24 protein-coding genes and 1 tRNA gene are annotated in these 25,676 nt (G+C 59.3%); 13 read left to right on the top strand and 12 right to left on the bottom strand.

The window, feature by feature from the left end; translation table 11 throughout:
* Window positions 1-64: 64 nt before the first annotated feature.
* The 4 genes from INHI_RS0107855 to INHI_RS0107840 are packed head-to-tail and all read left to right on the top strand — an operon-like array spanning window position 65 to window position 4,013.
* Window positions 65-853 (top strand): ABC transporter ATP-binding protein, encoded by a 789-nt coding sequence (locus INHI_RS0107855; protein WP_027247306.1) that lies wholly within the window; start codon window positions 65-67, stop codon window positions 851-853.
* Entirely contained in the window at window positions 850-1,680 is an 831-nt protein-coding gene (locus INHI_RS0107850) for an ABC transporter ATP-binding protein (protein ID WP_014880020.1), read from the top strand. Before INHI_RS0107855 ends, INHI_RS0107850 begins: the two co-directional genes overlap by 4 nt.
* 3 nt (window positions 1,681-1,683) lie before the next feature.
* Window positions 1,684-2,694, top strand: coding sequence for a branched-chain amino acid ABC transporter permease (locus INHI_RS0107845; protein WP_014874700.1), 1,011 nt, complete (start codon window positions 1,684-1,686; stop codon window positions 2,692-2,694).
* Window positions 2,691-4,013: a branched-chain amino acid ABC transporter permease gene (locus tag INHI_RS0107840; RefSeq protein ID WP_027247304.1), complete on the top strand. Its 1,323-nt coding sequence runs from the start codon at window positions 2,691-2,693 to the stop codon at window positions 4,011-4,013. Before INHI_RS0107845 ends, INHI_RS0107840 begins: the two co-directional genes overlap by 4 nt.
* A gap of 108 nt (window positions 4,014-4,121) precedes the next feature.
* On the opposite strand, the gene INHI_RS0107835 is transcribed toward INHI_RS0107840, so the two are convergent.
* Window positions 4,122-5,666 (bottom strand): helicase HerA-like domain-containing protein, encoded by a 1,545-nt coding sequence (locus INHI_RS0107835; RefSeq protein WP_014880023.1) that lies wholly within the window; start codon window positions 5,664-5,666, stop codon window positions 4,122-4,124.
* 545 nt (window positions 5,667-6,211) lie between these two features.
* Between INHI_RS0107835 and INHI_RS0107830 the strand changes: the two genes are divergently transcribed.
* Window positions 6,212-6,853 (top strand): invasion associated locus B family protein, encoded by a 642-nt coding sequence (locus tag INHI_RS0107830; protein WP_014874703.1) that lies wholly within the window; start codon window positions 6,212-6,214, stop codon window positions 6,851-6,853.
* 97 nt (window positions 6,854-6,950) lie between these two features.
* Here INHI_RS0107830 and INHI_RS0107825 read toward each other — a convergent pair whose 3' ends face one another.
* The 4 genes from INHI_RS0107825 to INHI_RS0107810 are packed head-to-tail and all read right to left on the bottom strand — an operon-like array spanning window position 6,951 to window position 11,237.
* Entirely contained in the window at window positions 6,951-8,159 is a 1,209-nt protein-coding gene (locus INHI_RS0107825) for a beta-ketoacyl-[acyl-carrier-protein] synthase family protein (RefSeq protein ID WP_014880024.1), read from the bottom strand.
* A gap of 28 nt (window positions 8,160-8,187) precedes the next feature.
* Entirely contained in the window at window positions 8,188-8,442 is a 255-nt protein-coding gene (locus INHI_RS0107820) for an acyl carrier protein (protein ID WP_014874705.1), read from the bottom strand.
* A 48-nt stretch (window positions 8,443-8,490) separates the two neighbouring features.
* On the bottom strand, window positions 8,491-9,564 hold the full coding sequence (lpxD, locus tag INHI_RS0107815; RefSeq protein ID WP_014880025.1) for a UDP-3-O-(3-hydroxymyristoyl)glucosamine N-acyltransferase: 1,074 nt from the start codon (window positions 9,562-9,564) through the stop codon (window positions 8,491-8,493).
* A 38-nt stretch (window positions 9,565-9,602) separates the two neighbouring features.
* Window positions 9,603-11,237 (bottom strand): L,D-transpeptidase family protein, encoded by a 1,635-nt coding sequence (locus tag INHI_RS0107810; protein ID WP_014880026.1) that lies wholly within the window; start codon window positions 11,235-11,237, stop codon window positions 9,603-9,605.
* A gap of 373 nt (window positions 11,238-11,610) precedes the next feature.
* Here INHI_RS0107810 and mepK point away from each other — a divergent pair, with 373 nt between their 5' ends.
* Both mepK and INHI_RS0107800 read left to right on the top strand, forming a co-directional pair.
* Entirely contained in the window at window positions 11,611-12,180 is a 570-nt protein-coding gene (gene mepK / locus INHI_RS0107805) for a peptidoglycan L,D-endopeptidase MepK (RefSeq protein WP_027247302.1), read from the top strand.
* Between the two features lie 240 nt (window positions 12,181-12,420).
* Window positions 12,421-12,497: transfer RNA gene (locus tag INHI_RS0107800), tRNA-Arg, on the top strand.
* A 330-nt stretch (window positions 12,498-12,827) separates the two neighbouring features.
* Here INHI_RS0107800 and INHI_RS0107795 read toward each other — a convergent pair.
* From INHI_RS0107795 to INHI_RS0107785, 3 genes are read right to left on the bottom strand one after another with little or no spacing between them, the layout of a single operon-like run.
* Window positions 12,828-13,889: a methyltetrahydrofolate cobalamin methyltransferase gene (locus tag INHI_RS0107795; protein WP_014874709.1), complete on the bottom strand. Its 1,062-nt coding sequence runs from the start codon at window positions 13,887-13,889 to the stop codon at window positions 12,828-12,830.
* Between the two features lie 3 nt (window positions 13,890-13,892).
* The gene (locus tag INHI_RS0107790) at window positions 13,893-14,825 is read right to left on the bottom strand and encodes a methylenetetrahydrofolate reductase (protein WP_027247301.1); all 933 of its coding nucleotides are present in this window, start codon (window positions 14,823-14,825) and stop codon (window positions 13,893-13,895) included.
* A 26-nt stretch (window positions 14,826-14,851) separates the two neighbouring features.
* Window positions 14,852-15,148 carry a virulence factor gene (locus INHI_RS0107785; RefSeq protein ID WP_014874711.1) on the bottom strand — a complete coding sequence of 99 codons (297 nt, stop codon included), beginning with the start codon at window positions 15,146-15,148 and terminating at the stop codon, window positions 14,852-14,854.
* A gap of 324 nt (window positions 15,149-15,472) precedes the next feature.
* Between INHI_RS0107785 and INHI_RS0107780 the strand changes: the two genes are divergently transcribed.
* On the top strand, window positions 15,473-16,585 hold the full coding sequence (locus INHI_RS0107780) for a Ppx/GppA phosphatase family protein (RefSeq protein WP_014874712.1): 1,113 nt from the start codon (window positions 15,473-15,475) through the stop codon (window positions 16,583-16,585).
* A 70-nt stretch (window positions 16,586-16,655) separates the two neighbouring features.
* The gene (locus tag INHI_RS0107775) at window positions 16,656-17,411 is read left to right on the top strand and encodes an RlmE family RNA methyltransferase (protein WP_014874713.1); all 756 of its coding nucleotides are present in this window, start codon (window positions 16,656-16,658) and stop codon (window positions 17,409-17,411) included.
* A gap of 66 nt (window positions 17,412-17,477) precedes the next feature.
* Here the strand turns inward: INHI_RS0107775 and INHI_RS0107770 are convergent, their stop codons facing one another.
* Together INHI_RS0107770 and INHI_RS0107765 are read right to left on the bottom strand one after the other, a co-directional pair.
* The gene (locus INHI_RS0107770; protein ID WP_027247300.1) at window positions 17,478-17,672 is read right to left on the bottom strand and encodes a hypothetical protein; all 195 of its coding nucleotides are present in this window, start codon (window positions 17,670-17,672) and stop codon (window positions 17,478-17,480) included.
* Window positions 17,673-17,820: 148 nt separating this feature from the next.
* Entirely contained in the window at window positions 17,821-18,684 is an 864-nt protein-coding gene (locus INHI_RS0107765; RefSeq protein WP_027247299.1) for a YihY/virulence factor BrkB family protein, read from the bottom strand.
* Window positions 18,685-18,798: 114 nt separating this feature from the next.
* Here INHI_RS0107765 and cls point away from each other — a divergent pair, with 114 nt between their 5' ends.
* Window positions 18,799-20,217 carry a cardiolipin synthase gene (gene cls / locus INHI_RS0107760; RefSeq protein WP_027247298.1) on the top strand — a complete coding sequence of 473 codons (1,419 nt, stop codon included), beginning with the start codon at window positions 18,799-18,801 and terminating at the stop codon, window positions 20,215-20,217.
* Window positions 20,218-20,234: 17 nt separating this feature from the next.
* Here the strand turns inward: cls and INHI_RS0107755 are convergent, their stop codons facing one another.
* On the bottom strand, window positions 20,235-20,684 hold the full coding sequence (locus tag INHI_RS0107755; protein ID WP_027247297.1) for a potassium channel family protein: 450 nt from the start codon (window positions 20,682-20,684) through the stop codon (window positions 20,235-20,237).
* Between the two features lie 96 nt (window positions 20,685-20,780).
* Complete coding sequence (locus INHI_RS0107750) at window positions 20,781-21,161, bottom strand: hypothetical protein (RefSeq protein ID WP_014874717.1); 381 nt, start codon at window positions 21,159-21,161, stop codon at window positions 20,781-20,783.
* A gap of 187 nt (window positions 21,162-21,348) precedes the next feature.
* Here INHI_RS0107750 and INHI_RS0107745 point away from each other — a divergent pair, with 187 nt between their 5' ends.
* The 3 genes from INHI_RS0107745 to INHI_RS0107735 are packed head-to-tail and all read left to right on the top strand — an operon-like array spanning window position 21,349 to window position 25,611.
* Window positions 21,349-22,059, top strand: a complete 711-nt coding sequence (locus INHI_RS0107745; protein WP_027247296.1) for an ABC transporter ATP-binding protein — start codon at window positions 21,349-21,351, stop codon at window positions 22,057-22,059.
* Window positions 22,056-24,515 carry an FtsX-like permease family protein gene (locus INHI_RS0107740; RefSeq protein ID WP_027247295.1) on the top strand — a complete coding sequence of 820 codons (2,460 nt, stop codon included), beginning with the start codon at window positions 22,056-22,058 and terminating at the stop codon, window positions 24,513-24,515. Before INHI_RS0107745 ends, INHI_RS0107740 begins: the two co-directional genes overlap by 4 nt.
* Window positions 24,505-25,611, top strand: a complete 1,107-nt coding sequence (locus tag INHI_RS0107735; RefSeq protein ID WP_051338960.1) for a lipocalin-like domain-containing protein — start codon at window positions 24,505-24,507, stop codon at window positions 25,609-25,611. Before INHI_RS0107740 ends, INHI_RS0107735 begins: the two co-directional genes overlap by 11 nt.
* Window positions 25,612-25,676: the final 65 nt, after the last annotated feature.

Here is a 25,676-nt window from a genome sequence, read left to right as displayed (position 1 = left end):
CGGGTTCTGCCCGGGCTGTTCCAAATTCAAAAGCCGTCAAAAAGACGGTGGGGGATGAAATGACATGATCGTCGTCGAGGACTTGCACAAGCACTTCGGCGGGTTCCACGCGGTTGATGGCGCATCGCTGGAAATCGCTAAGGGCTCCATAACCGGTTTGATCGGGCCAAACGGCGCGGGAAAGACCACTCTTTTCAACGTAATTGCGGGCGTTCTACCCCCTACCTCGGGGCGGGTAACCATGGATGGTGAGGATATCACCGGACTGCCGCCGCATGAGTTGTTTCACAAGGGATTGCTGCGCACCTTCCAGATCGCGCATGAATTTGCGTCGATGACTTGCCGCGAAAACCTGATGATGGTTCCGGGAAGCCAATCGGGCGAAAGCCTGTGGAACACTTGGTTCGGGCGCAAACGCATCGCTGATGAGGAACGCGCGCTGCGGGCCAAGGCCGATGAGGTGCTGGAATTCCTGACCATCAGCCATATCGCAGATCTGAAGGCCGGACAGGTTTCTGGTGGCCAGAAGAAGCTGCTGGAGCTGGGCCGGACCATGATGGTCGATGCCAAGATCGTGTTTCTGGATGAGGTCGGCGCCGGCGTGAACCGCACGCTGCTGTATACGATTGCCGACGCGATCAAGCGCCTCAACGAGGAGCGCGGCTATACCTTTGTTGTGATCGAACACGACATGGAGTTCATCGGCCGCCTCTGCGATCCGGTCATCTGCATGGCCGAAGGCAAGAAGCTGGCACAGGGCACATTGGGCGAGATCAAGGCCAATGAACAGGTGATCGAAGCCTACCTCGGCACCGGTCTGAAAAACAAAGACAAACTGGAGGCGGGCGCATGAGCGATAACCCCTACCAGAATGATCACGGCAATCGCGACGCCTCGATCACCAACGCGCATGGAGCTGGGACGATGCAACCAGCGCATAGCAAAAGTGGGCCAACAACGAAGGTCGATGGCGGACCGTTCCTGATTGGCGACACCATGACCGGCGGCTACGGCAAGGGTCCGGACATTCTGCATGATTGTACGATTGCCGTCGACAAGGGGGAGATTGCGGTGATCGTTGGTCCCAACGGTGCCGGCAAATCCACCGCGATGAAAGCTGTCTTTGGCATGCTGGATGTCCGCTCTGGTGCTGTGCGCCTGGACGGTGAGGATATCACCCAGCTTACTCCGCAGGACCGCGTGGTGAAGGGCATGGGATTTGTACCCCAGACCAGCAATATCTTCACCTCAATGACGGTGGAAGAGAACCTGGAAATGGGCGCGTTTATCCGCACCGATGATTTCTCTGACACGATGGAGCAGGTCTATGAGCTGTTTCCGATCCTGCGTGAGAAACGCAACCAGCCCGCTGGTGAGCTGTCCGGCGGGCAGCGCCAACAGGTGGCCGTGGGCCGCGCGCTGATGACCAAGCCGAAGGTGCTGATGCTGGATGAGCCGACGGCGGGCGTCTCCCCCATCGTGATGGATGAGCTGTTCGACCGCATCATCGAGGTTGCCCGTACCGGGCTGCCGATCCTGATGGTCGAACAGAACGCCAAACAAGCGCTTGAGATCGCGGACAAAGGCTATGTGCTGGTACAGGGGCGCAATGCCTATACCGGCACCGGTCAGGAACTGCTCGCAGATCCCGAAGTACGCAAATCCTTCTTGGGGGGCTAAGAGATGGACTTCCTCAACGCCCTTGTGGCGCTTACCAATTTTGTCGGGGTTCCGGCAATCGCTTATGGCAGTCAACTGGCGCTTGGTGCGCTTGGCGTGACGCTGATTTATTCGGTGCTGCGGTTTTCGAACTTTGCCCATGGCGACACCATGGCCTTTGGTACCATGATCACCATTCTCGTGACCTGGTGGTTCCAGTCGATGGGCATCAGCTTTGGCCCCCTGCCGACTGCGCTGCTGGCGCTGCCTATCGGTATTGCGGGCTGTATGCTGTTGATGCTGATTACGGATCGTACCGTTTATCGGTTCTACCGCGCGCAAAAGGCCAAGCCGGTGATTTTTGTCATGGTCTCGCTTGGGGTGATGTTCATGATGAACGGCCTTGTGCGATTTATCATCGGGCCGGGTGACCAGCGGTTTGCTGACGGCGAGAGGTTCATCATTTCCGCGCGGGATTTCAAGGCGTTGACCGGCCTGCGCGAAGGTCTGGCGATCAAGACCACGCAGGGGATCACCGTGATCACTGCGGTTGTGGTTGTGGCACTGCTGTTCTGGTTCCTGAACAAGACCCGCACCGGCAAATCCATGCGCGCCTATTCAGACAACGAAGATCTGGCGCTGCTCTCGGGTATCAACCCGGAGCGGGTGGTGATGTACACGTGGTTGATCGTTGCGACCCTCGCGACCATTGCCGGTGTCCTGTATGGTTTGGATAAGTCTTTCAAACCCTTCACCTATTTTCAGTTGCTGCTGCCGATCTTTGCCGCCGCCATCGTTGGCGGTCTGGGCAGCCCGGTGGGTGCCATTGCGGGTGGCTTCATCATCGCATTCTCCGAGGTGACGATCACCTATGCGTGGAAAAAGGTGCTGACCTATGTTGTGCCTGAAACGATGAAACCGGATGGCCTCGTCCAGCTTCTGAGCACGGATTACAAATTCGCCGTGTCCTTTGCGATCCTTGTGGTCGTGCTTCTGTTCAAGCCCACGGGCCTTTTCAAAGGAAAAGTGGTATGAGCGAGACAGTCAAAACATCCCTGCTGTTTCTGTTTGTTGGCGTGCTGATCCTGCTTGAAGGCAGCACCAATTTCCTCTTCTTCTCCGGGTCCTGGAACTCGGCTCTGGTGATCCTGAATATGGGATTGGTGTCGGCCATCATGGCGATTGGCGTCAATCTTCAGTGGGGCTTTGCCGGTTTGTTCAATGTCGGCATCATGGGCTTTGTCGCCTTGGGTGGTCTGGCCGTCGTACTGGTGTCCACCGCGCCAACACCGGGCGCGTGGAGCCAGGGCGGTGTCGGGATCATCATGGCTCTGGCCATGGGGGCGATGACGCTGGTTGCGGCCGTTGCAACCATGCGGATGGTGCCTGCCGGTAAGCTGCGTATTGCGGTGCTGCTGGCGGTGCTGATCCTGGGCTTCGTGGTTTACCGGGCGATTTTTGACCCGGCGGTGGCCGGCGTCGAGGCAATCAACCCCGCACTTGAAGGCAACCTTGGCGGGCTTGGCCTGCCGGTGCTGCTGGCCTGGCCTGCAGGCGGTCTGCTGGCGGCAGGTGTTGCTTGGCTGATCGGCAAAACGGCGCTGGGTCTGCGGTCCGATTATCTGGCGATTGCGACGCTTGGCATTGCCGAGATCATCATCTCGGTTCTGAAGAATGAGGACTGGTTGTCGCGCGGCGTGAAGAACGTCGTCGGCCTGCCCCGGCCCCTGCCCTATGAGGTTGATCTGCAGAACGATGCCGCGTTTGCCGCCAAGGCAGCGGACTATGGTCTGGATCCGGTTCTGGCCTCCACGCTCTATGTGAAGCTGGGCTATTCGCTGTTGTTCACCGTTGTGTTGCTGGCGCTGCTGTGGATGGCGCAGATGGCATTGAAAAGCCCTTGGGGCCGTATGATGCATGCAATCCGTGACAATGAGGTGGCGGCCGAGGCGATGGGCAAGGATGTGACCCGCCGCCATCTGCAGATCTTCATCCTTGGCTCTGCGATCTGTGGCATAGCCGGGGCGATGATGACCACGCTGGACAGCCAGCTGACACCGGGCACCTATAACCCCTTGCGTTTCACCTTTCTGATCTGGGTGATGGTGATTGTCGGCGGGTCCGGCAACAACTTTGGCGCGGTGCTGGGTGGTTTGCTGATCTGGTTCCTGTGGATCAAGGTGGAGCCGATGGGCATTCTGCTGATCGAAACGCTGACCGCAGGCATGGCGGACACCAACGCGCTCAAGGTTCATCTGTTGGAAAGTGCGTCGCATATGCGTTTGCTGACCATGGGTCTGATCCTGCTGCTGGTGTTGCGCTTCAGCCCCCGTGGCCTGATCCCGGAACGGTAAATTCGGAGATGCGCTACCGGTCTGACAACCGGGCCCATAAAAATCGAAACGCCGCCCGTGGGTATCCCGGGCGGCGTTTTCTTTTGGTCCGGCTATCGGACGAGAGGCTTAGCGCCCCTTGAACAGCCCCCCGAGAATGCCACGAACAAGCCGACGTCCGGTTGTGCCCTTCAGCTCCTTGATCACCGCTTCGGACATGGCGGAGGCAAAGCTGTCGCGCGGTTTCATTCGCCGTGATGACGAACGGCTGACCCGGCTCCCGGAATAACGTCGCCCGGCGTTATACTCACGCGCCATGGGTTCCGGTGCGATTTCGGCCGCTTCCTCTGCGACCTCAGCCTCAGCAGCGGCTTTGGCAGCGCGTTCCGCCAGAATCTCATAAGCGGAGCGTCGGTCCTGGGTCTGATCGTATTTTCCCGCCATATCTGAGGTCTGCAAGAACGCCGCACGCTCGGCGGCGGTGATCGGCCCCAGTTGGGAACTGGGTGGGCGGATCAGCGTGCGTTCTACAACACCGGGGATGCCCTTCTTTTGCAGCATAGAGGTGACCGCCTCGCCAACGCCAACCTCGCGGATGGCCTCTTCAGTCGAAAACCGCGGGTTCTCTCGATAGGTCTCCGCCGCCATGCGCAGGTTCCTGCGGTCGCGCGCGGTGAACGCTCGCAGTGCGTGCTGGATGCGGTTGCCAAGCTGGCCAAGGATGTCTTCCGGCACGTCAGCCGGGTTCTGGGTGATAAAATAGATCCCGACCCCTTTGGAACGGATCAGACGCGCCACCTGTTCCACCTTGTCTATGAGCGCCTTGGGGGCATCATCAAACAGCAGATGCGCCTCGTCGAAGAAAAAGACCAACTTCGGTTTGTCAGGGTCGCCCACCTCCGGCAGTTCTTCGAACAGCTCGCTGAGCAGCCAGAGCAGGAATGTTGCATATAATCCCGGTGCAGCCATCAGCTTGTCCGCAGCGAGGATATTGACCATGCCCTGCCCATCCGCCGTGCAGCGCATCAGATCGGCAAGGTCCAGCGCAGGTTCCCCAAAGAGCTGCGCGCCGCCCTGGTTTTCCAGCACCAGCAATCGGCGCTGGATTGCCCCGATTGAGGCGGTAGAGACATTGCCGTAGCGCAGCGATAGCTGCGCGCGGTTTTCCCCCACCCAGACCAGCAGCGCCTGTAGATCCTTCAGATCCAGCAGCGCCAGCCCCTCCTCATCCGCGAGACGGAACGCGATGTTCAGAATGCCCTCCTGTGCCTCGCTCAGCTCCAACAATCGCGCAAGCAGCAGCGGCCCCATCTCGGCGACAGTGGTGCGTACCGGATGGCCCTGTTGGCCGTAGAGATCCCAGAAGGTGACCGGACAGGCATGGTAGCTATAGTCGCTAAATCCGATTTTGTCGGCCCGGCTGGTAAAGGCGTCGTGCAGCTTGTGCGTGGCGCTGCCGGATTTCGCGAGCCCGGAAAGATCGCCCTTCACATCTGACAAGATCACCGGAACGCCCGCATTGGAAAAACTCTCTGCCAGGATCTGCAGGGTAACGGTCTTGCCGGTGCCGGTTGCGCCTGCGATCAACCCATGACGATTGGCGTATTTGAGCGTGAGCGCCTGCGGATCCGCATAGTTTTCACCACCGCCCCCGATAAATAACTTGTCCTGCATGATCTGCCCCCGGCTGTTGTCATCCCGCACACTGCGGTTTCTGTGAAATGAAAATACAAAATTAACCTTTGAATGCGAGAGTGATAATTGCCCGTCGACCATCATGCGGTTGGTTCGGCGGACATTTCCTCCCTGTCAGACTGGGCCGTGCTTCGCGCACGGCCTTTTTTTGTGCCGCGTTATTGGGCATTCCGGTGGCTGTCCCCCTGTATGTCAGGCGTGTTTCGTGCCCATTGCGCGCGCGTTATGCGAAGGCGTCAATTAATCCCTTAACTGCGACATTTTTTTCTCTTTGCATGTTGACCGATGGCCGACCCTTTCGTAACGTCCTCCCAATAACTAAGTCGGCCAGTCCGACGGGGAGAAAAAATACGAAAAAGGGAGCATTCTTTGCTCCCTTTTTTGTTTTAATCCAGCGGCTTCCATCTCTGACGTGCAATCCAATCAATTCCCCGCCAGTGCTGGGGCCTGAGATGGTTATGGGACTGACACCGGGTTTAGGGCATGCTACATCGGGCCGATAACACAGGATAGATGAGGCAATCATGATCAAGTCCCTGACCCCGATGACCCTGGCCGCGCTGATGGCGCTGCCGCTGCCCGTGATGGCGCAGGACACCGCTGGGGCGGCCGAGACCGAAGAGAGCCAGCCCGCCGCAGAGGCCACGACGGAGGCCCCGAAGGCCGATGACGTCTTGGATCTAGGCCAGCCCGTGCAGGACGGCCCGCAATTGGGCCAGCGCTATTCCAAAGAAACTCACGGCGACTGGGATCTGGCCTGCGTCAAGACCGAAGAAGAAAGCGACCCCTGCTCACTGCTGCAGATCATGACCGATACGTCCGGGAACCCGATGGCAGAGTTTTCGATGTTCCGGATCAATCAGGAAGGCAGCCAGGCAGTTGCCGGCGCCACGGTCATTGTTCCGCTGGAAACGCTGCTGCCCGCAGCACTGACCATCTCCATTGATGGCGCACCGGGCAAGCGGTATAATTACTCGTTCTGCAACCCGATGGGTTGTGTGGCGCAGATCGGCCTTACCGAGACCGACATCTCAGCCTTCAAAAAAGGCAAGAAAGCCACATTGAGTCTGCGCCCGGCACCCGCCCCTGATCAGGTGATCAATATGGAGCTGTCGCTGAGTGGCTTTACCGCCGGCTATAACGTTGTGGATGTGGTGAAACAGTAAGTCACCAGGCACAAACGCCCATACTGAAAACCGCCGCGATCTGGGCCCGGATCGTGGCGGTTTTTTATGTTTTACTTCCGGGTGTCCGGCTGCGCGCTCAGATCTTTCGCAGGGCCAGCACCGCGTTCAACCCACCGAAGGCAAAGGCATTGCTGAGGGCGACAGTCACATCGGCCTGTCGCGCCTCATTCGGCACCACATCGAGCGCGCATTCGGGATCGGGTTCCTCATAACCGATGGTGGGCGCCACAACTCCGTCGCGCAGAGCCATGATGCAGGCCAGCAGCTCCACCGCGCCTGTGCCGCCAATCAGGTGGCCGTGCATGGACTTGGTGGAAGATATCATCAGATTATCAGCGTGCGGGCCAAAGACATCAGCCACCGCGGCACATTCGGTTTTGTCGTTGGCGGCAGTCCCTGTGCCATGGGCGTTGACATAGCCGACATCCTCCGGGTTCAGCTTCGCATCGTGCAAGGCGCCAGCAATGGCCCGCGCTGCGCCTTGTTTGCTGGGCATCACGATATCGGCGGCATCCGATGACATCGCAAAGCCAATGACCTCGCAAATGATATCGGCACCGCGGGCGCGGGCGTGCTCGTAGTCTTCGAAGACAAACACGCCGGCGCCTTCGCCCTGCACCATCCCATTACGATTGGCGCTGAAGGGACGGCAGGCATCGCGTGACATTACCCGCAACCCCTCCCAGGCCTTCACCCCGCCAAAGCACAGCATCGACTCCGACCCGCCTGTGATCATCACCGGCGCCATCCCGGAGCGGACCATCTGAAACGCCTGTGCCATCGCATGATTGGAGGAGGCACAGGCGGTGGACACCGTGAAACTTGGCCCCTTCAGATTGTGTTCCATGGAGACGTGACTGGCTGCGGCGTTGTTCATCAACTTTGGAACGACGAAGGGATGGACACGGTTCTTCCCCGCCTCATAGACCGAACGATAGTTATCGTCCCAAGTCGATACGCCGCCGCCGGCCGTGCCAAGTACCACGCCGGATTTCTGCGACAGCTCGCCATGAAACTCCAGACCGGATTGGTCTATCGCCTCTTTGGCGGCTGTCAACGTGAACTGGGTAAACCGGTCATAAAGGCTCATCTGCTGGCGGTTAAAGCGACCCTCCGCCTCAAACCCGCGCACCTGACCCCCAATTCGGATGGACAGACGATCGACATCTTGAAACTCAAGTTCGCCAATGCCGCAGCGCCCCTCGGCCATTGAGGTCATCGTCTCGGACACAGTGTGTCCAAGCGCGTTGATCGTCCCCATCCCGGTGATGACAACCCGGTTCATTTGTCGTCTCCAAGCCGAATCCGCATTGTCATTTTTCTGAAATCAGCTTGTCGATGCCCGCAATAATTGCTGCCACGTTGGAGATGTCGAAATCGCTTTTTTCCGGTTCATTGGCATTGAAAGGAATGGTGATATCAAACTCTTCCTCAATGGCGAAGATGCTCTCGACGAGGCCGAGGCTGTCGATCCCCAGATCCTCCAGCGTGCTGTCGAGTGTCACATCCGATGGCTCCAGCACAGCCTGTTCGGCAATGATGGCGATGACCTTGTCCTGTGTGCTCATAAGGGACCCCTGATCAATGGTATTCTGCGTGATGTAGTTGCTGCGCCGTTATTTGAAAACCGCCTTCTTCAGCGCTTCAATGTCGCGCATCAGACGGCCAAGGCGTCGCTGCCCCTTATACATCTCGGTATGTGTCTCCATTTTGACAGCCGGATATCCCATCACCACGCGACCCGCTGGTACATTGGACAGGATTTTGGTGCCCCCCCCTGCGATCACGCCATCGCCGATGAAGATATTGTCGGCAACGCCGGTCTGCCCGCCCAGAACCACGTTATTGCCGATATCGACCGAGCCGGAAATCCCGGTCTGCCCGCAGAGCAGGCAATCCTTGCCGACACGGGTGTTGTGGCCGACATGCACAAGATTATCCAGCTTGCTGCCGCTGCCGATCACCGTGTTGCGGATGGTGCCGTTGTCGATGGTACAGTTGCTGCCAAGCTCGACATCATTACCGATGTCCACGGCTCCCAGCGAATGGATGCGCAGCCAGCTTTGCGCTTTGGTCTCGCCCTGATCACCCATGGTCTTGCGGGCGGTTTCCACGCCTGACACCTCAGGGGTGACATAGGAAAACCCATCGCCGCCAACCCGCGCACCGGGTTGGGCACGAAACCGGTCGCCGATAGTCGCGCGCGCGCCAATGCTGACACCTTCGCGTAGTTGGGCGTCCCGGCCGAGGGTCACATCCGCACCGATGTAGCATTGCGGCCCGATCACCGAGCCTGCGCCAATGCGCGCGCCAGCAGCGATAACTGCCAGCGGGCCGACACAGACACCGTCGCCCAGTTCGGCCTCGGGGTCGATAACAGCACTGGGGTGAACGCCCGGCCCAAACCCCTGTCCGGGATCCAGCAGCCGGGTGATGCCGCCCATGGCCAAGCGCGGGCGCGGTGCAAAGATTGCCGCCTGCAGGCCCATGGCCTGCCAGTCAGCACCTTCCCAGACAAGGCCCACGCGGGCGCTGCCCTCGTCCAGGCTCTCGGCATATTTGGGGGCCATCGCCATCGCCAGATCATCCGGCCCGGCATCCTGAGGTTCAGCGGCACGCAGGACCGTCAGATCCAGATCTCCCTCAGCCTCTGCCTGAAGCGAGGTGGCGATTTCGCGGACTGTAAACATATCGGGCCCTTCCGGTCTGTTGCCTTTAGGCCCGAGGATTACCCTTGTACGCCCGGCAACACCACCCCTGCCCGTTCCAGTGCGGCCCATACCTTGGCGTCACGGCCATAGATGTCCCGCCGGTACTCCGGCTGCCCCTTAGGTGTCACAAAGGCGGTGCGATAGATGATATGAACCGGCACCTTCTGATCCAACACGACCTTGGTCTCTTTGCCGCTGTTCAGAATGCGGTGAAAGAAGTCCTTGGGGTTTTCGGTCTGGCGAGCCAGCAAAGCATAGGCAAATTCAAAGGGTTGCGCGAGGCGGATGCAGCCATGCGAGAAGGCGCGCACTTCGCGTTGGAACAGGCTCTTCTGCGGCGTGTCATGCAGGTAGATATTGTATTTGTTCGGGAACATGAATTTCACCAGCCCCAGCGCGTTCTTGCGGCTGGGCGGCTGGCGCATCGCAAAGGGGAAGGTCCGCGCGGTATATTTGGAAAAATCAGCGGTGGCGCGATTCACCTTGCGACCGCGGCTGTCGGTGATTTCGATATGGCCGACCGCATTGGGATTGTTGCGCAGCTTGGGCAGGTATTCCTTGGTCACGATGGAGCGTGGGACATACCAGCTGGGATTGATGACCATATGCTCCATCTCATCAGAGAACTCCGGCGAGCGTCGGTCGGCATTGTCCTTGCCAATGACCGAGCGGGTCACAAAGGTCACCTCGCCATTGTCGATGATCTTGGCAGTGAAGTCGGTCTGGTTCACCAGAACATGGCGGGTGCCGCGCTCAGGCGTCAGCCAGCGTTCACGCTCCATTGCGACCAGCACTGATTTCAGCCGCGCCGAGACCGGTTTGTTGATTTCCGCAAGAGTGCCGCCACCGGCAACGCCGTCAGCTGTCAGGCCGTGATCCGATTGAAACGCCTGAACTGCGCGCTCCAGCGCGCCATCATAGCGGCGCGCCGCACTGCGCGGCAGATAGCCCATGGCGATAAGACGATTGCGCAGCGCGATGACCGCCGGACCGCTGTCTCCGCTCTCCAGTTTCTTGGCGGCAACCTGCGGTCCCCAACCACCGGCCCGCTGCAGCGCTTCCAGTCGCATCTTCTCACGCAGCAAGGCCTGATATTGGGCGCTTTGCGGGGCGAGGCTACGCAGATACGCAACCGGCGCCTGATCGCGAATACCCGCCAGATAAGCGGCAAAATCAGGCTGATGCTTCTTACGGACAATGCCATCGTCAATCTGGCGCGGCTGCAGGAGCCCGGTTTGCAAATCACTGGCATAGCCGACCAAGGCCCGGCTCATTGCAACCTCGGCCCGACCCAGATCACGCGTGGTCTGGACCGTGCGCAGGACGTCCATCAGTGTGTTGATTTCCGATGTCCGATCCGGAAGCCCGTGCATTGGCGCCTCGCCCAGAGCGCGGAACAATGCAGCGCGACGGGCGCGGGCGGCATCATCGCTCCCGGTCCAGATCGCGGTGTACCCCGTCTCGCGGTAGAACTGTGCAACCGGATCGCTGGCCGAGGCCGCCTCGGCAACAGCTTGCTTAAACGCGGTCACCTGCGCTACGGCACCATGGGGTGCGCTGAGTACAAAGCCGCCAAGCGCAAGCGCAAACAGCCCCGCCTTCAGCGTCGGGCCAACAGTCGAAATGGCACGGGTCACAATGACAGGCGACATATGGGTACGGTCCTCAAATAAATTGCTTTTCACAGTTTGCGGTTGCCTACATGAAATCCTGGTAAACGCCAGCCCTCGCTGTCCATTCACATTCTGATCAGCGCAAACAGGCAACAGGCACCTGCGTCTTATGGGCCGCAATAGGGCCCATACAGCCCGTGGCTGCGACGACACATTGAGGGGAAATTAACCATTTATTTCCCTTTTGCGCAAAAAATTGCCGAAATTCACAGTTCATGTCGAGCTGCAACATTCAAAACTTGGCGCGCGATTCTGTATGTGCAATACATTCTCGCGTGGAAACAGGACCACACTATGTCCGTAACATCGGGCACAGGCAGAGACATCAGGCGTACGGGACAGCGCAGTGACAATGGCTACTACTGAAAAATCGGGTTTCTCCCGTCGTGCCCTTTTGGGTGCGTTCGCGGCAACAACTTTGGTCGCCGCTCCGACCTTCTCCAATGCAGCTGGCTTCTTGCGCGGCGCGGGCGACATTCGGCGGATCCGAATGTTCTCAGGTCGCACCGGTGAGCGGATCGATATGGTGTATTGGATCGACGGAAAATACATCAAGGATGCGGTGAAGGAAGTGAACCACTTCATGCGCGACTGGCGCAACGATCAGGTCAAGGACATTGATCTGCGCACCATTGATATCATGGCTGCATCGCACAACCTCCTTGATGTGAACGAACCCTATATGATGCTGTCGGGCTATCGGAGCCCGAAAACCAACGCCATGTTGCGCAGCCGGTCACGTGGGGTTGCGAAAAATTCACTTCACATGCGTGGTCAGGCGGCAGATCTTCGCCTGTCATCGCGATCGGTATCGCAGATGGCCAAGGCTGCGCAGGCCTGCCGTGCAGGTGGTGTTGGCAAATATAATCGGTCCAACTTTGTCCATATGGACTGTGGCGTCGTCCGCAGCTGGAACGGCTGATACCACGCCCGTTCCTGACCGCCTGTCCCGAGGCTTTGCAAACCCATGTTGCGACGCGACATGGGTTTTTTGCTGCGTGCAAAAGCTCCGCTTGAAAGGGGGTTTGGCAAAGGAATTCACTGCGCGTCATGGGCTATCCGAAGCAACTGCATATAGACTACAAACGCCTGAATTGAATTATGGTTCCGGTGTTTTTTGCCATTGCAGACCCATCCTGTGACGGCTATATGACCCATATAGGCACCTGTAGCTCAGCTGGATAGAGCGCTGCCCTCCGAAGGCAGAGGCCAGAGGTTCGAATCCTCTCAGGTGCGCCACTTTTCCCAAGTCAGAACTGATCGCTGAGCAGACGCGATGTCCGCGTGCAGCTGGACGGCAAGGGCTTGCCGGTCCGAGCGGCAGAAGTGGACGCTGCTCTGCTCGCGCACTATTATTGGTTAATCCCGACAAATCCGGGGCGGGAGAGAGCGGCCTGCGTCCATGAAGGAATGGTTTTACCCGTGGGTCGCTCGTTTTGCCTCTGCCTTATCTTGCAGTTCTGACCATGTGGTAGCTGCTGGGATCTTTGGGCGCTGTCCTGCTGGGGCTGAAAAGAAAAAAGGTCAGACCGAAGCCTGACCTCTGTTATTTGTGTCGCTGATCCCGGATCAGGCGCGGCGGCGGCGGCCACCGGCGCGACCACCCCGGCCCCGGCCCTCTTCACCCTCTTTGGCAGGCTCTTTGTTGGCCTTGATCCACTCCCCACCATGTGGGTCGTTGTTGGTCAACAGGTTGGCGGCGCGGATGGCCTCCATTTCCTTGCCAGCGCGTGGCTTGGTGGAGCCCAAACCGAACATCTGAACGAAAGCCTCGTCTTCCATACCTTCGGGGAGGATGATGCCCGCGGCCTCAACTTCGGCTTTCTTTTCTGCGATCTTCTTCTGAGTAATCGGCAGAGCAACCGGGTTCATGATTGCAGAGGTCATGCCCGCCCCCATGGCCATCGGCAGGAAGGCGTTGTTGATGCCGTGACGGTTTGGCAGGCCGAAGGAGACGTTGGAGGCACCACAGGTGGTGTTGACGCCCAGTTCTTCGCGCAGGCGGCGGACCAGGGCAAACACCTGCTGACCAGCAGTTGCCATCGCGCCAATCGGCATCACCAGCGGATCAACCACGATGTCATGCGCAGGAATGCCGAAATCTGCGGCGCGCTCGACGATCTTCTTGGCGACGGCGAAGCGCACATCGGGATCTTCGGAAATGCCGGTGTCATCGTTGGAAATCGCAACAACCGGAACATTGTACTTTTTGACCAGGGGCAGCACGTGCTCCAGACGCTCTTCCTCGCCGGTGACGGAGTTCAGCAACGGACGACCTTCGGCGGCCTGCAGGCCGGCCTCAAGCGCACCGGGGACAGAGGAGTCGATGCAAAGCGGCGTATCGGTGAGGCCCTGCACCAGCTCGACGATCTTGGTCATCAGCGGCGGTTCGGTCTCATTCGGGTTTGGGTTGGAGTTGTAGACAACACCCGCATTGATATCGAGGATGTTGGCCCCCGCCATCACCTGTGCGAGCGCGTCTTTCTCAACCGTGGAGAAATCACCCGCTTCCAGTTCGGCGGCCAGTTTCTTACGGCCGGTGGGGTTGATCCGTTCACCGATCACGCAGAACGGCTCATCAAATCCCAGGATTGCGGTTTTTGTCTTAGATTCTACGACAGTACGGGTCATTGTTTATCCTTGGGAATTGACCGGCTGCGCTGCTGCGCCGCCGTTGTTGATGGCCCAGGTGGCGTTGGTCTTGATGCCACCCAGCGGGAAGAAATGCACATTGGTGATGTTGAAATCGGGGTTGGCGACCTTGTGGGCGGCCAGCTCGGCAATCACATCGGTCGGCTCATAGGGCAGCAGCAGCTTGGAGACATCCATCGCGCGCTTTTGCAGCACCTTCAGGGAGGGGCCAACACCACAGGCGATGGCGAATTTGATCAGCGTCTGCAGCTTTGCCGGACCGGCGATACCGATATGGATCGGCAGGTCAACGCCAGCAGCCTTGATGCTGTCTGCCCATTCGATAATCGGCTTTGCCTCAAAAGCGAACTGTGTGGCCAACGCCATTTTTGCGTCCGTGCGATCAGAGAATTTCTGTTTCCACAGAAGAGCATCAGAGACGTTCTTCATGCTGCCGTCGGGGTCGATATCCTTGTTGCCCTCCGGATGGCCAGCTACGTGCAGATTGCTGAAACCAGCCTTGTCAAACAGCCCGGTTTCCAAGAGCTGCATGGAGCTGTCGAATGCGCCATGTGGCTTGGCCACACCACCGGCCAGCAGCAATGCCTGTTTGACGTCAGCCTCGCCCTGATAGCGTGCGATCCAATCAGCCAACGTTGCCTCATCCTGGATGATACGCGCGGGGAAATGCGGCATCACAGGGAATCCTTCGGCATTGATGCGCTTGGCGGTCTCCACCATCTCCTCAATTGGGGTGCCTTCGATATGGGCGATGTAGACGCGGGTGCCTGCGGGCAGCAGATCGCGGAAGTTCTCAACCTTGGCTGCGGTGCGCGGCATCACCTCGATCGAGTAGTTTTCCAGAAAGGCCTCGACCTCGGGGCTGCTGGGCTGGACTGCACCGGCATCGCGTTTCTTGAAGTTCAACAAAGCCATCGTGGCCTCCCATAAAGATGTCAGGCTCATGCCCATCCGTCGTTGGCGATCAGTGTCTTCAGACGGTCCTGATCATAATCCGCTTCTAGACGCTTGGCCTCGGCCTCTGCGATGTCTGCAGGCTCACCTTCAACCGCATAGGGCGCCGCCTTGCGCCACTCTGCGAGATAGGCATCAGCGTCCTTCGCGTTCACCTTCATGGCGGCACGGTCGATGGCTTGTTCAAACCGCTCTTCCAATTGGCGTTTTGCCCCGCGACGGCCTTTGCCGACGATGATCTGAGCGGGGATGTCGCGCCAGTATACGATGGTGACGTCGGGCATTGCCTTGGCTTCCTTTGCGTCTGTGTAAATGCGTTTCTAGTGTGGCATCGCCGGGCGCGTTCGTCGGATTTCGACCTGACGTTGGTTCTGAGCGACCTTTTTCCGGGTCGCTTCTGGATAACAACGCGGCCCGGCGCTGGCTACTGCGTAGCTCTCTCATAATATTCAACAGCTTTATGAATTTGGTCGGCAAAGCGTTCAAAACTGTTCAAAAAACGTCAATTCCTGCTGCTGCAAATCGTCATTGTAGCGTTCGGCCCATCTTGCACGCAGCGATGCGCCCACATATGCTTGTATCAACACGATTATCGGAGGGCGTGAATCATGGCGCCCAGGCGTTCCAAAGGTGCGGGCGCATTTCCCCGAGCGGTAGAGAGCCCTGCACCGGCCCGCCCAGACCCTGATGCGCTCTATGCGGCGCTCGATCTGGGAACAAATAGCTGCCGGATGCTGATTGCCCAACCCAAGGGCAGCGGCTTCCATGTGGTGGACAGCTTCTCAAAGTCGGTGCAACTGGGCGCCGGGTTGGAGCGGACCGGGCGTTTGTCGCGCGCGTCCATGGCGCGCACCATTCAGGCGCTTCGCATCTGTCAGCAGAAACTCAAGCGTAACCGGGTCAAACGGATGCGGCTGGTTGCGACCGAGGCGTGTCGCCGCGCCAAGAATGCGCGCGAATTCATTCGCCAAGTGCGCCGCGAGACCGGCCTGACGCTGGAAATTATCCAACCAGAGGAAGAAGCCCGTCTGGCGGTGATTTCCTGTGCGCCATTGGTGTCGACCAAAACGGATCAATTGCTGGTGGTGGATATCGGCGGCGGATCTACGGAATTGGTCTGGATCGATATTTCTTCTATCCCCCGGCGCGATCGTCCCTCGGCGATCATGCGGCTTCATGCGGGGTTCCACCCGGCAGAGAGCCCCTTCCCCGCGGCGAAGGTGGTGGACTGGATATCCGTCCCCCTGGGGGTGGCTACGCTGCGCGATCAGTTCCACGATGTGGAGGATGATGCCGCGCGGTTCGCGCTGATGAGCTGGTTTTTTGAGGAAAATCTTGCGGATTTTGCCCCCTACAAGGATGAGCAGACCCGGCAGGGATTTCAGATCGTCGGAACCTCCGGCACGGTGACGACCGTTGCAGCCTCCCATCTGGGACTGAAACGTTATGACCGTACGAAGGTGGACGGGCTGCGGATGACCAGCGATCAGATTGACAAGGTGATCCGCTCTTATCTAGAACTCGGCCCTCAAGGGCGCCGCAGTGACCCGCGCATTGGCGAGGACCGTCAGGCGCTGATTATGTCCGGTGCGGCAATTCTGCAGGCCTTGTTACGGTGTTGGCCGACAGATCGGTTGTCCGTGGCGGACCGGGGCCTGCGCGAAGGTCTGCTTTATGCACAGATGAGCGCCGATGGCGTACTGGAAGACGGGCCGTTTTGACGGCTACACACAGGATATGAGCGTCCGATAGCTGACCAGATGTGGTCACGGGCGACAAGGAACAGCGGATATGGCAAAGACACCGACGGGAAAAACGCCCACAGGCAAAAACACCTCCGGGCGCGGGCAGCGCGATCTGAAGGTCAAGGTCAAGACCGCCCGGGGGCGTAAACTCAGCTCGACCCGCTGGTTGCAGAGGCAGTTGAACGACCCTTATGTGAAACGTGCGCAGGCCGAGGGCTACCGTGGGCGCGCGGCTTATAAGATCATGGAAGTCGATGATAAGTTTCGGTTTCTCATCAATGGTGCGCGGGTTGTTGACCTCGGTTGTGCGCCGGGTGGCTGGGCGCAGGTCGCGGTCAAGCGGATCAACGCCCTGGGCGAAAAACCGGGTAAGGCGGTTGGCCGTATTATTGGTGTCGATCTGCAAGAGGTGGAGCCGCTGGCCGGTGCCGAATTCCACCAGCTGGATTTCATGGACGACGGTGCCGATGACAAGGTCAAGGAATGGCTCGGCGGTAAGGCGGATGTGGTGATGTCGGATATGGCTGCGGCCAGCTCGGGTCACAAACAGACCGACCATTTGCGGATCATCTCCCTCTGCGAAACGGCGGCTTACTTTGCCTTCGATGTGCTGGAAGATGGCGGGACGTTTGTTGCGAAGGTGCTGGCCGGCGGTGCGGAGGGCGAGTTGCAGAAACTACTGAAGCAGAAATTCACCAAAGTTTACCATGTCAAACCACCGTCTTCGCGGTCCGACAGCTCCGAGAAATTCGTGGTCGCCACCGGTTTTCGCGGCGATGCGTCAGACGCGGCGGAAGGCTGACGCGAATTGGTAATCAGGGTGGGGTATCGTGCCCTGCCCTGTTGGGTCCCTGCGGCACATTTCAGCTCAGCGCGGCTGCACCGCAGCACCAAACGAGCGGAGTGCCATCGTCTGCAGGGCAAGCGTTTCCAGCGAAGTGCCTTCCGAGCGTAGGGTCACACGCGGCATGTCCGTGTGCGTGGATGGTTTCAGCCCCGCACGGGGCTCAAGCAAGCGCTGGACCAATGGGCGGGTCGGAAGTTTGTTTTGCAAGAGACGCATCTGATCCTCATACCATCTGAGCTGTCGTGGCCGGTATGATCTGAGGATACATTGATCACTGGGCCGTGATCGTGACCCAATTGTGGCAAAGCTGCCTTATTGTTGCAATTTGCGAAACAATTACGCGCGATGGCACATATCTTGCCCGTCAGATTTTTGACTTGGAGGTGGGGTGCAACAATACGCCGTTCAGCTCCGCTCCCAGAATCAGAATGGCAGAGTTGAGGTAGAGAAAGATGAGCGCCGCCATTGCACCGGCAAGCCCAGCGTAAGTGGCTGAATACGATGCGAAGCTGCTGATATAGATGGCAAAGGCCAGCCCCGCAGCCCACCACAGAACCACCGTTAGGAGTACACCGGGCAGCACCTGCGTGAACCGGTGTCGCTTGGCTGGAAGCAGCATGTGAAAGGCGCAAACAGCAATCAACGGGATTACGGCGACCAATATGCCATTCAGGCCACTTTCCCAGTTGCGAGCAAGGGGCACCTGCGGGAAGAAGCTGGCCAAATGGCGCGCATACAGCGGCAGGATCAGTTCAAACACGGCCGCTGCCATGATGCCAGCACCACCAAGGATCACCAGACCGATGCACAGGCCTCGGGTTTTCCAGAATGGCCTGTGGTCCCGCTCATGATAGGCCTGAACCATCGCCAGCCGCACCGCATCCACCCCGTTTGAGGCAAAGTAGATCGCAATCACACCGCCCAAAGTCACCACCCCTGTCGAGGAGGTTGCAAGGACGGAATAAACCTCGCGCACAATTGGATCCGAGACGCTGTCGGGCCATGACCCGAAGACCAGCTCGACCAGGTTTTTCAGATCAATCCCATCGGAAAACGCTCCCGCCACCGCACCGGTCAGCGCCACAGTGAATAGGATGAACGGAAACAGGGCCAGCATCAGCGACATGGCGATGTGGCTGCTCAGCACCCAGCCATTCTTGTCGTTGAACCGCTTGGCGGCCAGATACAACGCATAGGCGCCGGGCTTGACATAGGGACGGATACTCATGGCGAAACGGTCTCATAGCTTGGATCGAAAAACCAGCCCTTTCAGGGAGATATAGCCAAAGGCGCCTACCGAATGTAGGGTCGGGCTCAAGATGAGCCACAGAGGGGCGCTGTGATGGTCGAGGTCGTGATAAGCACATCTGCGCTGCTGTTGATGTGGGGGCTTGCGGGGCTTGCGTCTCTCAAGGCGGCGCGCACTGCCCGCACGCCGCAGGGCGCTATTGGCTGGGTGGTATTTTTGCTCTCAGCGCCGCTTCTGGCGCTGCCGCTGTATCTCTTCTTCGGGCAGCGTAAATTCTCCCGCTACCGCGCGACACGGCGTGAGGCAGAACGGGTGCTGAACGCGCTGCGGGTCTATTCCACCCGCTATACTCAGGACCGGGATCAGCTTGCGGTGAATCAGGCGCCCTTCGAACGGCTCGCCGGATATCCGGTCTGTCGGGGCAATAGCTTTGAGCTGCTGATCAACGGCACCGACATCAGCGATGCGATTATCGACGCCATTGATGCGGCCGAAGACTATGTTCTGGTTCATTTCTATATTGTGCGCGACGATCAGATCGGCCAGCGGCTCAAATCTGCGCTGCTACGGGCGCGTGAGCGCGGGGTGGCCGTTTGGTTTATGACCGATGCGGTTGGCAGCCATGGGCTTTCACAGCAATACCGTGCAGATCTGGATGCAGCGGGTGTCAATCAGGTTGATCCAAGCACCCGACCCGGCCCTAAACATCGCTTTCATCTCAACTTTCGAAATCATCGCAAGACAGTGATTGTCGATGGTCGGGTCGGCTTTACCGGTGGGATGAACATCGGTGATGAGTACATGGGCCGCGATCCCAAATTTGGCGACTGGCGCGATACGCAGGTGAGGCTCAGGGGGCCTGCAGTCCAGCAACTGCAGCTCGGCTACGCCGAAGACTGGTTCTGGCTTACAGAAGATCCGATCCTTGATCTTTTGACGTGGGAGTGCGCGCCGGTGTCTGAGGGCGGGAAACCTGCGTTGGTGATCGAAACAGGCCCCGGCGACAGCACGGTCAACGGCTCCATGCTGTATTTCTCTGCAATTGCCGCCGCACAGTCGCGAATCTGGCTATCTTCGCCATATTTCGTTTCGGATCAGGATGTTATGGCTGCACTAAAAAATGCCGCCCTGCGCGGCGTCGATGTGCGCATCCTGCTGCCGGATACTGCGGATCACTACGCCCCGTGGCTGGCTGCTTATGCGTATTTCGATGACCTGCGCGATGTTGGTATCGATATATACCGATATCAGGCCGGGTTTCTTCACCAGAAGGTGTTTGTGGTGGATGACAGCATTGCGGCAGTGGGTACGATGAATCTGGACAACCGGTCGTTTCGGTTGAATTTCGAGAGTATGGCACTGTGTTTTGATAGTGAGGCTGCGGATCAGGTCGCCGATATGCTGGAGCAGGACATGGCCTCCGCGCGTCTTTTGACGACGGACCTGGAGGCGCAACCTCTCAGCATTCGTTTTGGCGCGCCAGTTGCCCGTTTGTTGGCCCCTGTCCTGTAAACTCAGCCCGCGACGTCTCAGCGGTCTTTCACGGGCGCAGTTTCTTCCAGAAGGAAGACCTCACGCAGGGCGGCGACCAGAAAGGCCGTGCTTATGCCAAAGGCAAAAAGCCCGGTTACCGCACCAAAGGCCGCGAAGATCCGCATGCCCTCGCCCAGAACAATATCGCCGTAGCCCAACGTCGTATAAGTGGCGAGTGAGAAATAAATCGCAGTATTCCAATCACCTATAGCGCCGGAAAAAATCAGCGCCGTGGCCCAGATCCAGACCTGCAAGGTATGGGCAAAGACGATCAGACCGATCGCCACCGCAAGTACAACGCTGATTTGCAAGATCCGTCGCCCGCGCTGTAGAATACCCAGCCGTTCGCGCAATATATGGATGCAGAAGACCAGCAATCCGGCTTCGACCACCAGGCAAATAGCAAGGTACAAGCTGCCCATCAGCAGCTGTTGGATGAGTGTCATACCCCCTGCCCCTCATGCGCCGGGTTTCGTGCGGTCAGCGCCCGGATCTGTTGTGACCGGATCGGTCAAGATCGCGGTTTCGCGCAGTCTATTCAATCAGCGCTGGGACATGCAATCGCGATAATGCTGCTTGACCAGTCGTTTGCGGCGCGCCTCTGGTGTATTGAAATAATCGTCACGATCCTCGGCGTCCGACCCGCGACGGGAGCCGGCGCTGCGGACCTTGCCATCCTGCACGCTGATCCCGATACGGGCGGTGCCGGAGAACGTGATCCCGACGCGATCATTGCCCAGTCTCAGGTGGTCGGCGGAGTCGCTGCGGGGCGCTCCTGCATAGGCCTCCGCCCGGCTGCGGCACAGCGCATCGCGACTGGTATTTTCAGAGTCCGCCAGAGCAGGTTCGCCCAGACAGAACGCCAGCATAGCCAGTGCGACAATTTCACGGCGGTGGCGGGATGGCGGTGAGAGCAGCAACATGGCAAAACCTAATTTAAGCGGCCCCGCAGAATTGCATGGGCACTGTCCAAATGGGGGCTAGATCCCCGTGCGTCAATGTTGTGCTGTGTGCTGGAGTATTCGGCGCCGGGATTTGATCCCTGCCGTGCGGAGTTGCACACAACGTGAGCCGCAGAAAACTGTTGTACTATCATGGGGTTGTAAAGTGATGCTCATTATTGAGGACCTATATAAATCCTATCAAGGCCCCTCCGGTGATGTTCCGGTTCTGAACGGGGTATCACTACAACTGGGACCTGGGCACAGCCTAGCGCTGACCGGAGATAGCGGTTCTGGAAAAAGCACACTTCTGCATCTGGCAGCCGCTTTGGATCAGGCCGACAGCGGGCGGATCATGGTGGATGGCATCTCTCTTGAAGAGCTGGATGACACGGGACGTGCTGCCCTCAGGCGTCAGCAGGTCTCATTGGTGTTTCAGCAATTCAATTTGGTCCCCGCCTTGACCGTTGCGCAGAATATCAGTCTTCATGCCCGATTGGCCGGGCGCGTTGATCCGGTTTGGATAAAGGCACTGACTGAGCGACTTGGGTTGGCGGAGTTTCAAGAGCGCTACCCGGAGCAGCTCTCTGGCGGGCAACAACAGCGCGTTGCTATTGCGCGCGCGCTCGCCATGCGACCAAAGCTCCTTCTCGCGGATGAACCGACGGGAAATCTTGACGAAGGTTCAAGTGCTTCGGTGATGGAGCTTATGCTAGATCTGGTGCGCGAAACCGGTGCGGCCCTGCTGCTGGTGACACATTCGCAAGCCATTGCTGAACTGCTCGATCAGCAGCGTCATCTTAGCAAGGGGCGCCTGCGGGACGATCGCTCATGTGACGGCACCTTGTCCGATGGCAACCTGCGCGAGGGTAAGGCGTGATCGGGGCAACATTCTCGGCGATCCTGTCTCATTGGCGCCTGCACCCGCTACAGTTGGCAATGCTGGTGACCGGCCTCGCCTTGGCCACGGCACTCTGGTCTGCGGTGCAGGCCATCAACGCAGAGGCCCGCGCCAGCTACGCCGAGGCTGCGGCCCGTATCTCCCCTTCCGGGCAGACATACCTGACCAATCAGGATGGATATATCGAGCTGGGACAATATGTTGAGCTTCGACGTGAAGGTTGGCAGCTGTCACCGGTTTTGATCGGAACACTCACGGAGGATACAGCTGAAGCGGGGCCTGCGGATATTGAGGTGATCGGGATCGATATCCTGTCGCACCCGATGATGGCCCGGCTGGCTGCGACCGACACATCCTCCGAAGAAGGCGCGCAAGAGGCGTTGACCCCTGCCGACCTGCTTCTGGCCCCGGGTCATCTGTTTGCGCATCCTGATAGTGATCTTGATTTGTTGTCGCGTAACCTGCCGCCAGTAACACGCACCACTACGGTGCCGCGCGATGTTGTGATCGGCGATATCTCAACTGTCGCGCGTCTTCTGGGAAAACCATTTCTGATCAGCCGGTTGGTGGTGCTTGATGAACAACCGATCGGCCTGCGCCCACTGTCAGAACTGGCCCCTCATCTGCGCCTGCAAACGGCATCCACTGGCGCGGACACTGCGCAGTTGACCCGGAGTTTTCATCTCAACCTCACGGCTTTTGGACTGTTGTCCTTTGCGGTGGGCCTATTCATCGTACAGGGCACGATCGCGCTGGGGATTGAGCAGCGACGCGGCCTGTTTCGCACGCTGCGCAGTTTAGGTGTGCCGCTTAATACGCTGGTTGGGCTTATTTTTGCAGAACTTCTGGTGATTACAATACTGGCGGCGCTGCTTGGCTTGTTCCTGGGCTACCTGATTGCTGCGGCCTTACTCCCCGGCGTTGGGGCGACGCTATCAGGCCTCTATGGCGCAGCGCTGGATGGCAGCCTGCAACTGCGGCTCGGCTGGGTGTTTTCCGGCCTGGCAATGGCGCTGGCGGGAATGGCACTTGCCGGGGCGCAGAGCTGGGTCAGCCTGTCGCGCCTGCCCATTCTGGCGGCTCCGGCTGCGGCGGCACGCGGTCAGCAGGCCCTGCGCGGGCATCGTCTCTCGGCTTTGTCCGGCGCCCTTCTTGTATTGGGCGCGGCCGCGATGCCCGCGCTGTTCGACGGGCTGCTTGCGGGGTTTGCCTTTCTCGCGGGGCTGATGCTGGGGGCCGCGCTACTGCTGCCCTTGGCCCTGTCCCGGTTGGCGTCGGTCGGTGTGCAGCTGGCGCGCCGGCCGGTAACGCTATGGCTCTGGGCGGATATGCGGGCGCAATTGCCCGGACTTTCGCTGGCGCTGATGGCGTTACTGCTGGCGCTGGCGACAAATATTGGTGTCGGAACAATGGTGTCCAGCTTCCGCCTCACGTTTTTGGGCTGGCTGGATCAGCGATTGGCGTCTGAGCTGTATATGACGCTGCCGCAGGAGGAGATGGCCAAAGACGTGCTGCCGTGGCTTGCCGACAGGGGAATTCGCACCCTGCCGATCCGCCACAGTGACGAGCGTTATGTGGGACCAGACGGTATCGGCGCACCGATGGAGGTCTACGGGGTGGTGGATGATGCCACCTATCGCGACAACTGGCCGCTGTTGCAGGCCGAGCCGGCGGTCTGGCCGCAACTCGCCGAAGGGCGTGGCGCGCTGATCAATGAACAGCTGGCGCGGCGCGCGGATCTGGGTCCCGGTGATACGCTGATGATCGCGCCGGACTGGCGGATGCGGATTTCCGGGGTCTATTCCGATTACGGAAATCCCAACCCGCAGGCAATCGTAGGGCTTGAAACGCTGCTGCGGCATCGTCCACTGATCGAAAACCGCCGGTTTGGTCTGCGGTTGCCCCCTGCTGAGGTCGCAGAGATCCGCGCAGCGCTGCAACGTGAGTTTGGTCTGCCGCGCAGCGCCTTTATCGACCAAAGCGCGCTCAAGGCGCAGTCGTTGGCGATTTTTGACCGGACCTTTGTGGTGACAGGGGCGTTGAACCTTCTGACCTTTGGCGTGGCTGGATTTGCCATGCTTACCAGCCTGTTGACACTCTGGAGCCAGCGCCTGCCGCAATTGGCGCCGATCTGGGCCATGGGGCTGACGCGCCAACAGTTGGCCCGGTATGAAATCCTGCGCAGCGTGATCCTTGCGGGGCTGACCGCACTGTTGGCGCTGCCTTTGGGGTTGCTGCTGGGCTGGGCGCTTCTGGCCGTCGTCAACGTTGAGGCCTTTGGCTGGCGTTTGCCGATGTCGCTGTTTCCGTTGGACTGGCTGCAATTGCTGCTGATGGCGCTTGTTGCGGCAACGCTCGCCGCCGCCCTGCCCGCCCGCCGGCTGTCGAAGCTGAAACCCGCCGATCTGTTGAGGGTCTTTGCCAATGAACGTTAAAGGCGCCCTTGTGGCAGTTGTCAGCAAATTCACCCTGGCGGCGACATTGCTGGCGCTGCCCGCACCGCACGCTGCCGCGCAGGGCTATGCCGGATTGGGAACCAAGGCGGAGGGCTTTGCCGTGCCGGTCCCCGGTCGCCCGCTGGTATTTCCACGCGATCACGCCCCCCATCCCGACTACCGAATTGAATGGTGGTATCTGACGGCCAACCTGACCGGGGACGACGGGCGTGACTACGGCGTGCAATGGACGCTGTTTCGCTCAGCGCTGCGACCCGGGGACGACAGGCAGGATGACGCAGGATCGGTCTGGACCAACCCACAGATCTGGATGGGCCACGCAGGGTTGACGACGCCTGACGCCCATCACTCCGCCGAGCGGCTGGCCCGCGGCGGCATCGGTCAGGCCGGTGTTTCCACTGCGCCGTTTGAGGCCTATATCGACGATTGGCATATGCGCAGCCGCGACCAAAACCTGCGAGATCTGACCTTGCGCGCAACGGGCGAGAGCTTCCGCTATGACCTGTCGCTTAGCGCAGATGGGCCGCTGGTGATGCAGGGTGACGCCGGCTATTCGGTGAAATCAGCGGATGGGCAGGCGAGCTACTATTATTCCCAACCGCATTACCGGGTAACCGGGACGCTGGACCTGCCGGACGGACCTGTGGCGGTGACGGGGGAAGGCTGGCTTGATCGTGAATGGTCCAGCCAGCCGCTGTCAGAAGATCAGAGTGGCTGGGACTGGTTTTCGCTGCGGTTTAACAGCGGTGAAAAACTGATGGGTTTCCAGTTGCGCGGTGCCAGCCTGTTCACCTCCGGTACATGGATTGCGGCCGACGGCACCCCAACTCCGCTTGAGCCGGGCAGCCTGCAGGCAACGCCCGTCACGTTCACTGAGGTATCCGGGCACAAGGTGCCGACAGAATGGCAGCTGCGCCTGCCTGCGCGCGGGTTGGACGTTCGTGTCTCAGCGATGAACCCGCAGTCTTGGATGGAGATGTCCTTTCCCTATTGGGAGGGTCCGGTGCGCCTCAGCGGCAGTCACGTCGGCAAGGGGTATCTTGAGATGACCGGCTACGGCGCCCCAGCGGACTAGCGGGCGACGGGTCATCTCACACAGAAGTAAAAAAGGGGCGCCATCAACGGGCGCCCCTTTCACAT

The organism is Phaeobacter inhibens DSM 16374, from assembly GCF_000473105.1.
GTDB lineage: Bacteria > Pseudomonadota > Alphaproteobacteria > Rhodobacterales > Rhodobacteraceae > Phaeobacter > Phaeobacter inhibens.
Note: the sequence above shows the minus strand (reverse complement) of the source record. Positions and strands in the feature narration are given on the sequence as shown.

Bases quoted from the DNA above. Each gene is read 5' to 3' on its own strand.
- INHI_RS0107855 (WP_027247306.1), top strand. From the start codon at position 65: ATGATCGTCGTCGAGGACTTGCACAAGCACTTCGGCGGGTTCCACGCG.
- INHI_RS0107850 (WP_014880020.1), top strand. From the start codon at position 850: ATGAGCGATAACCCCTACCAGAATGATCACGGCAATCGCGACGCCTCG.
- INHI_RS0107845 (WP_014874700.1), top strand. From the start codon at position 1,684: ATGGACTTCCTCAACGCCCTTGTGGCGCTTACCAATTTTGTCGGGGTT.
- INHI_RS0107840 (WP_027247304.1), top strand. From the start codon at position 2,691: ATGAGCGAGACAGTCAAAACATCCCTGCTGTTTCTGTTTGTTGGCGTG.
- INHI_RS0107835 (WP_014880023.1), bottom strand. From the start codon at position 5,666: ATGCAGGACAAGTTATTTATCGGGGGCGGTGGTGAAAACTATGCGGAT.
- INHI_RS0107830 (WP_014874703.1), top strand. From the start codon at position 6,212: ATGATCAAGTCCCTGACCCCGATGACCCTGGCCGCGCTGATGGCGCTG.
- INHI_RS0107825 (WP_014880024.1), bottom strand. From the start codon at position 8,159: ATGAACCGGGTTGTCATCACCGGGATGGGGACGATCAACGCGCTTGGA.
- INHI_RS0107820 (WP_014874705.1), bottom strand. From the start codon at position 8,442: ATGAGCACACAGGACAAGGTCATCGCCATCATTGCCGAACAGGCTGTG.
- lpxD (WP_014880025.1), bottom strand. From the start codon at position 9,564: ATGTTTACAGTCCGCGAAATCGCCACCTCGCTTCAGGCAGAGGCTGAG.
- INHI_RS0107810 (WP_014880026.1), bottom strand. From the start codon at position 11,237: ATGTCGCCTGTCATTGTGACCCGTGCCATTTCGACTGTTGGCCCGACG.
- mepK (WP_027247302.1), top strand. From the start codon at position 11,611: ATGGCTACTACTGAAAAATCGGGTTTCTCCCGTCGTGCCCTTTTGGGT.
- INHI_RS0107795 (WP_014874709.1), bottom strand. From the start codon at position 13,889: ATGACCCGTACTGTCGTAGAATCTAAGACAAAAACCGCAATCCTGGGA.
- INHI_RS0107790 (WP_027247301.1), bottom strand. From the start codon at position 14,825: ATGGCTTTGTTGAACTTCAAGAAACGCGATGCCGGTGCAGTCCAGCCC.
- INHI_RS0107785 (WP_014874711.1), bottom strand. From the start codon at position 15,148: ATGCCCGACGTCACCATCGTATACTGGCGCGACATCCCCGCTCAGATC.
- INHI_RS0107780 (WP_014874712.1), top strand. From the start codon at position 15,473: ATGGCGCCCAGGCGTTCCAAAGGTGCGGGCGCATTTCCCCGAGCGGTA.
- INHI_RS0107775 (WP_014874713.1), top strand. From the start codon at position 16,656: ATGGCAAAGACACCGACGGGAAAAACGCCCACAGGCAAAAACACCTCC.
- INHI_RS0107770 (WP_027247300.1), bottom strand. From the start codon at position 17,672: ATGCGTCTCTTGCAAAACAAACTTCCGACCCGCCCATTGGTCCAGCGC.
- INHI_RS0107765 (WP_027247299.1), bottom strand. From the start codon at position 18,684: ATGAGTATCCGTCCCTATGTCAAGCCCGGCGCCTATGCGTTGTATCTG.
- cls (WP_027247298.1), top strand. From the start codon at position 18,799: ATGGTCGAGGTCGTGATAAGCACATCTGCGCTGCTGTTGATGTGGGGG.
- INHI_RS0107755 (WP_027247297.1), bottom strand. From the start codon at position 20,684: ATGACACTCATCCAACAGCTGCTGATGGGCAGCTTGTACCTTGCTATT.
- INHI_RS0107750 (WP_014874717.1), bottom strand. From the start codon at position 21,161: ATGTTGCTGCTCTCACCGCCATCCCGCCACCGCCGTGAAATTGTCGCA.
- INHI_RS0107745 (WP_027247296.1), top strand. From the start codon at position 21,349: ATGCTCATTATTGAGGACCTATATAAATCCTATCAAGGCCCCTCCGGT.
- INHI_RS0107735 (WP_051338960.1), top strand. From the start codon at position 24,505: ATGAACGTTAAAGGCGCCCTTGTGGCAGTTGTCAGCAAATTCACCCTG.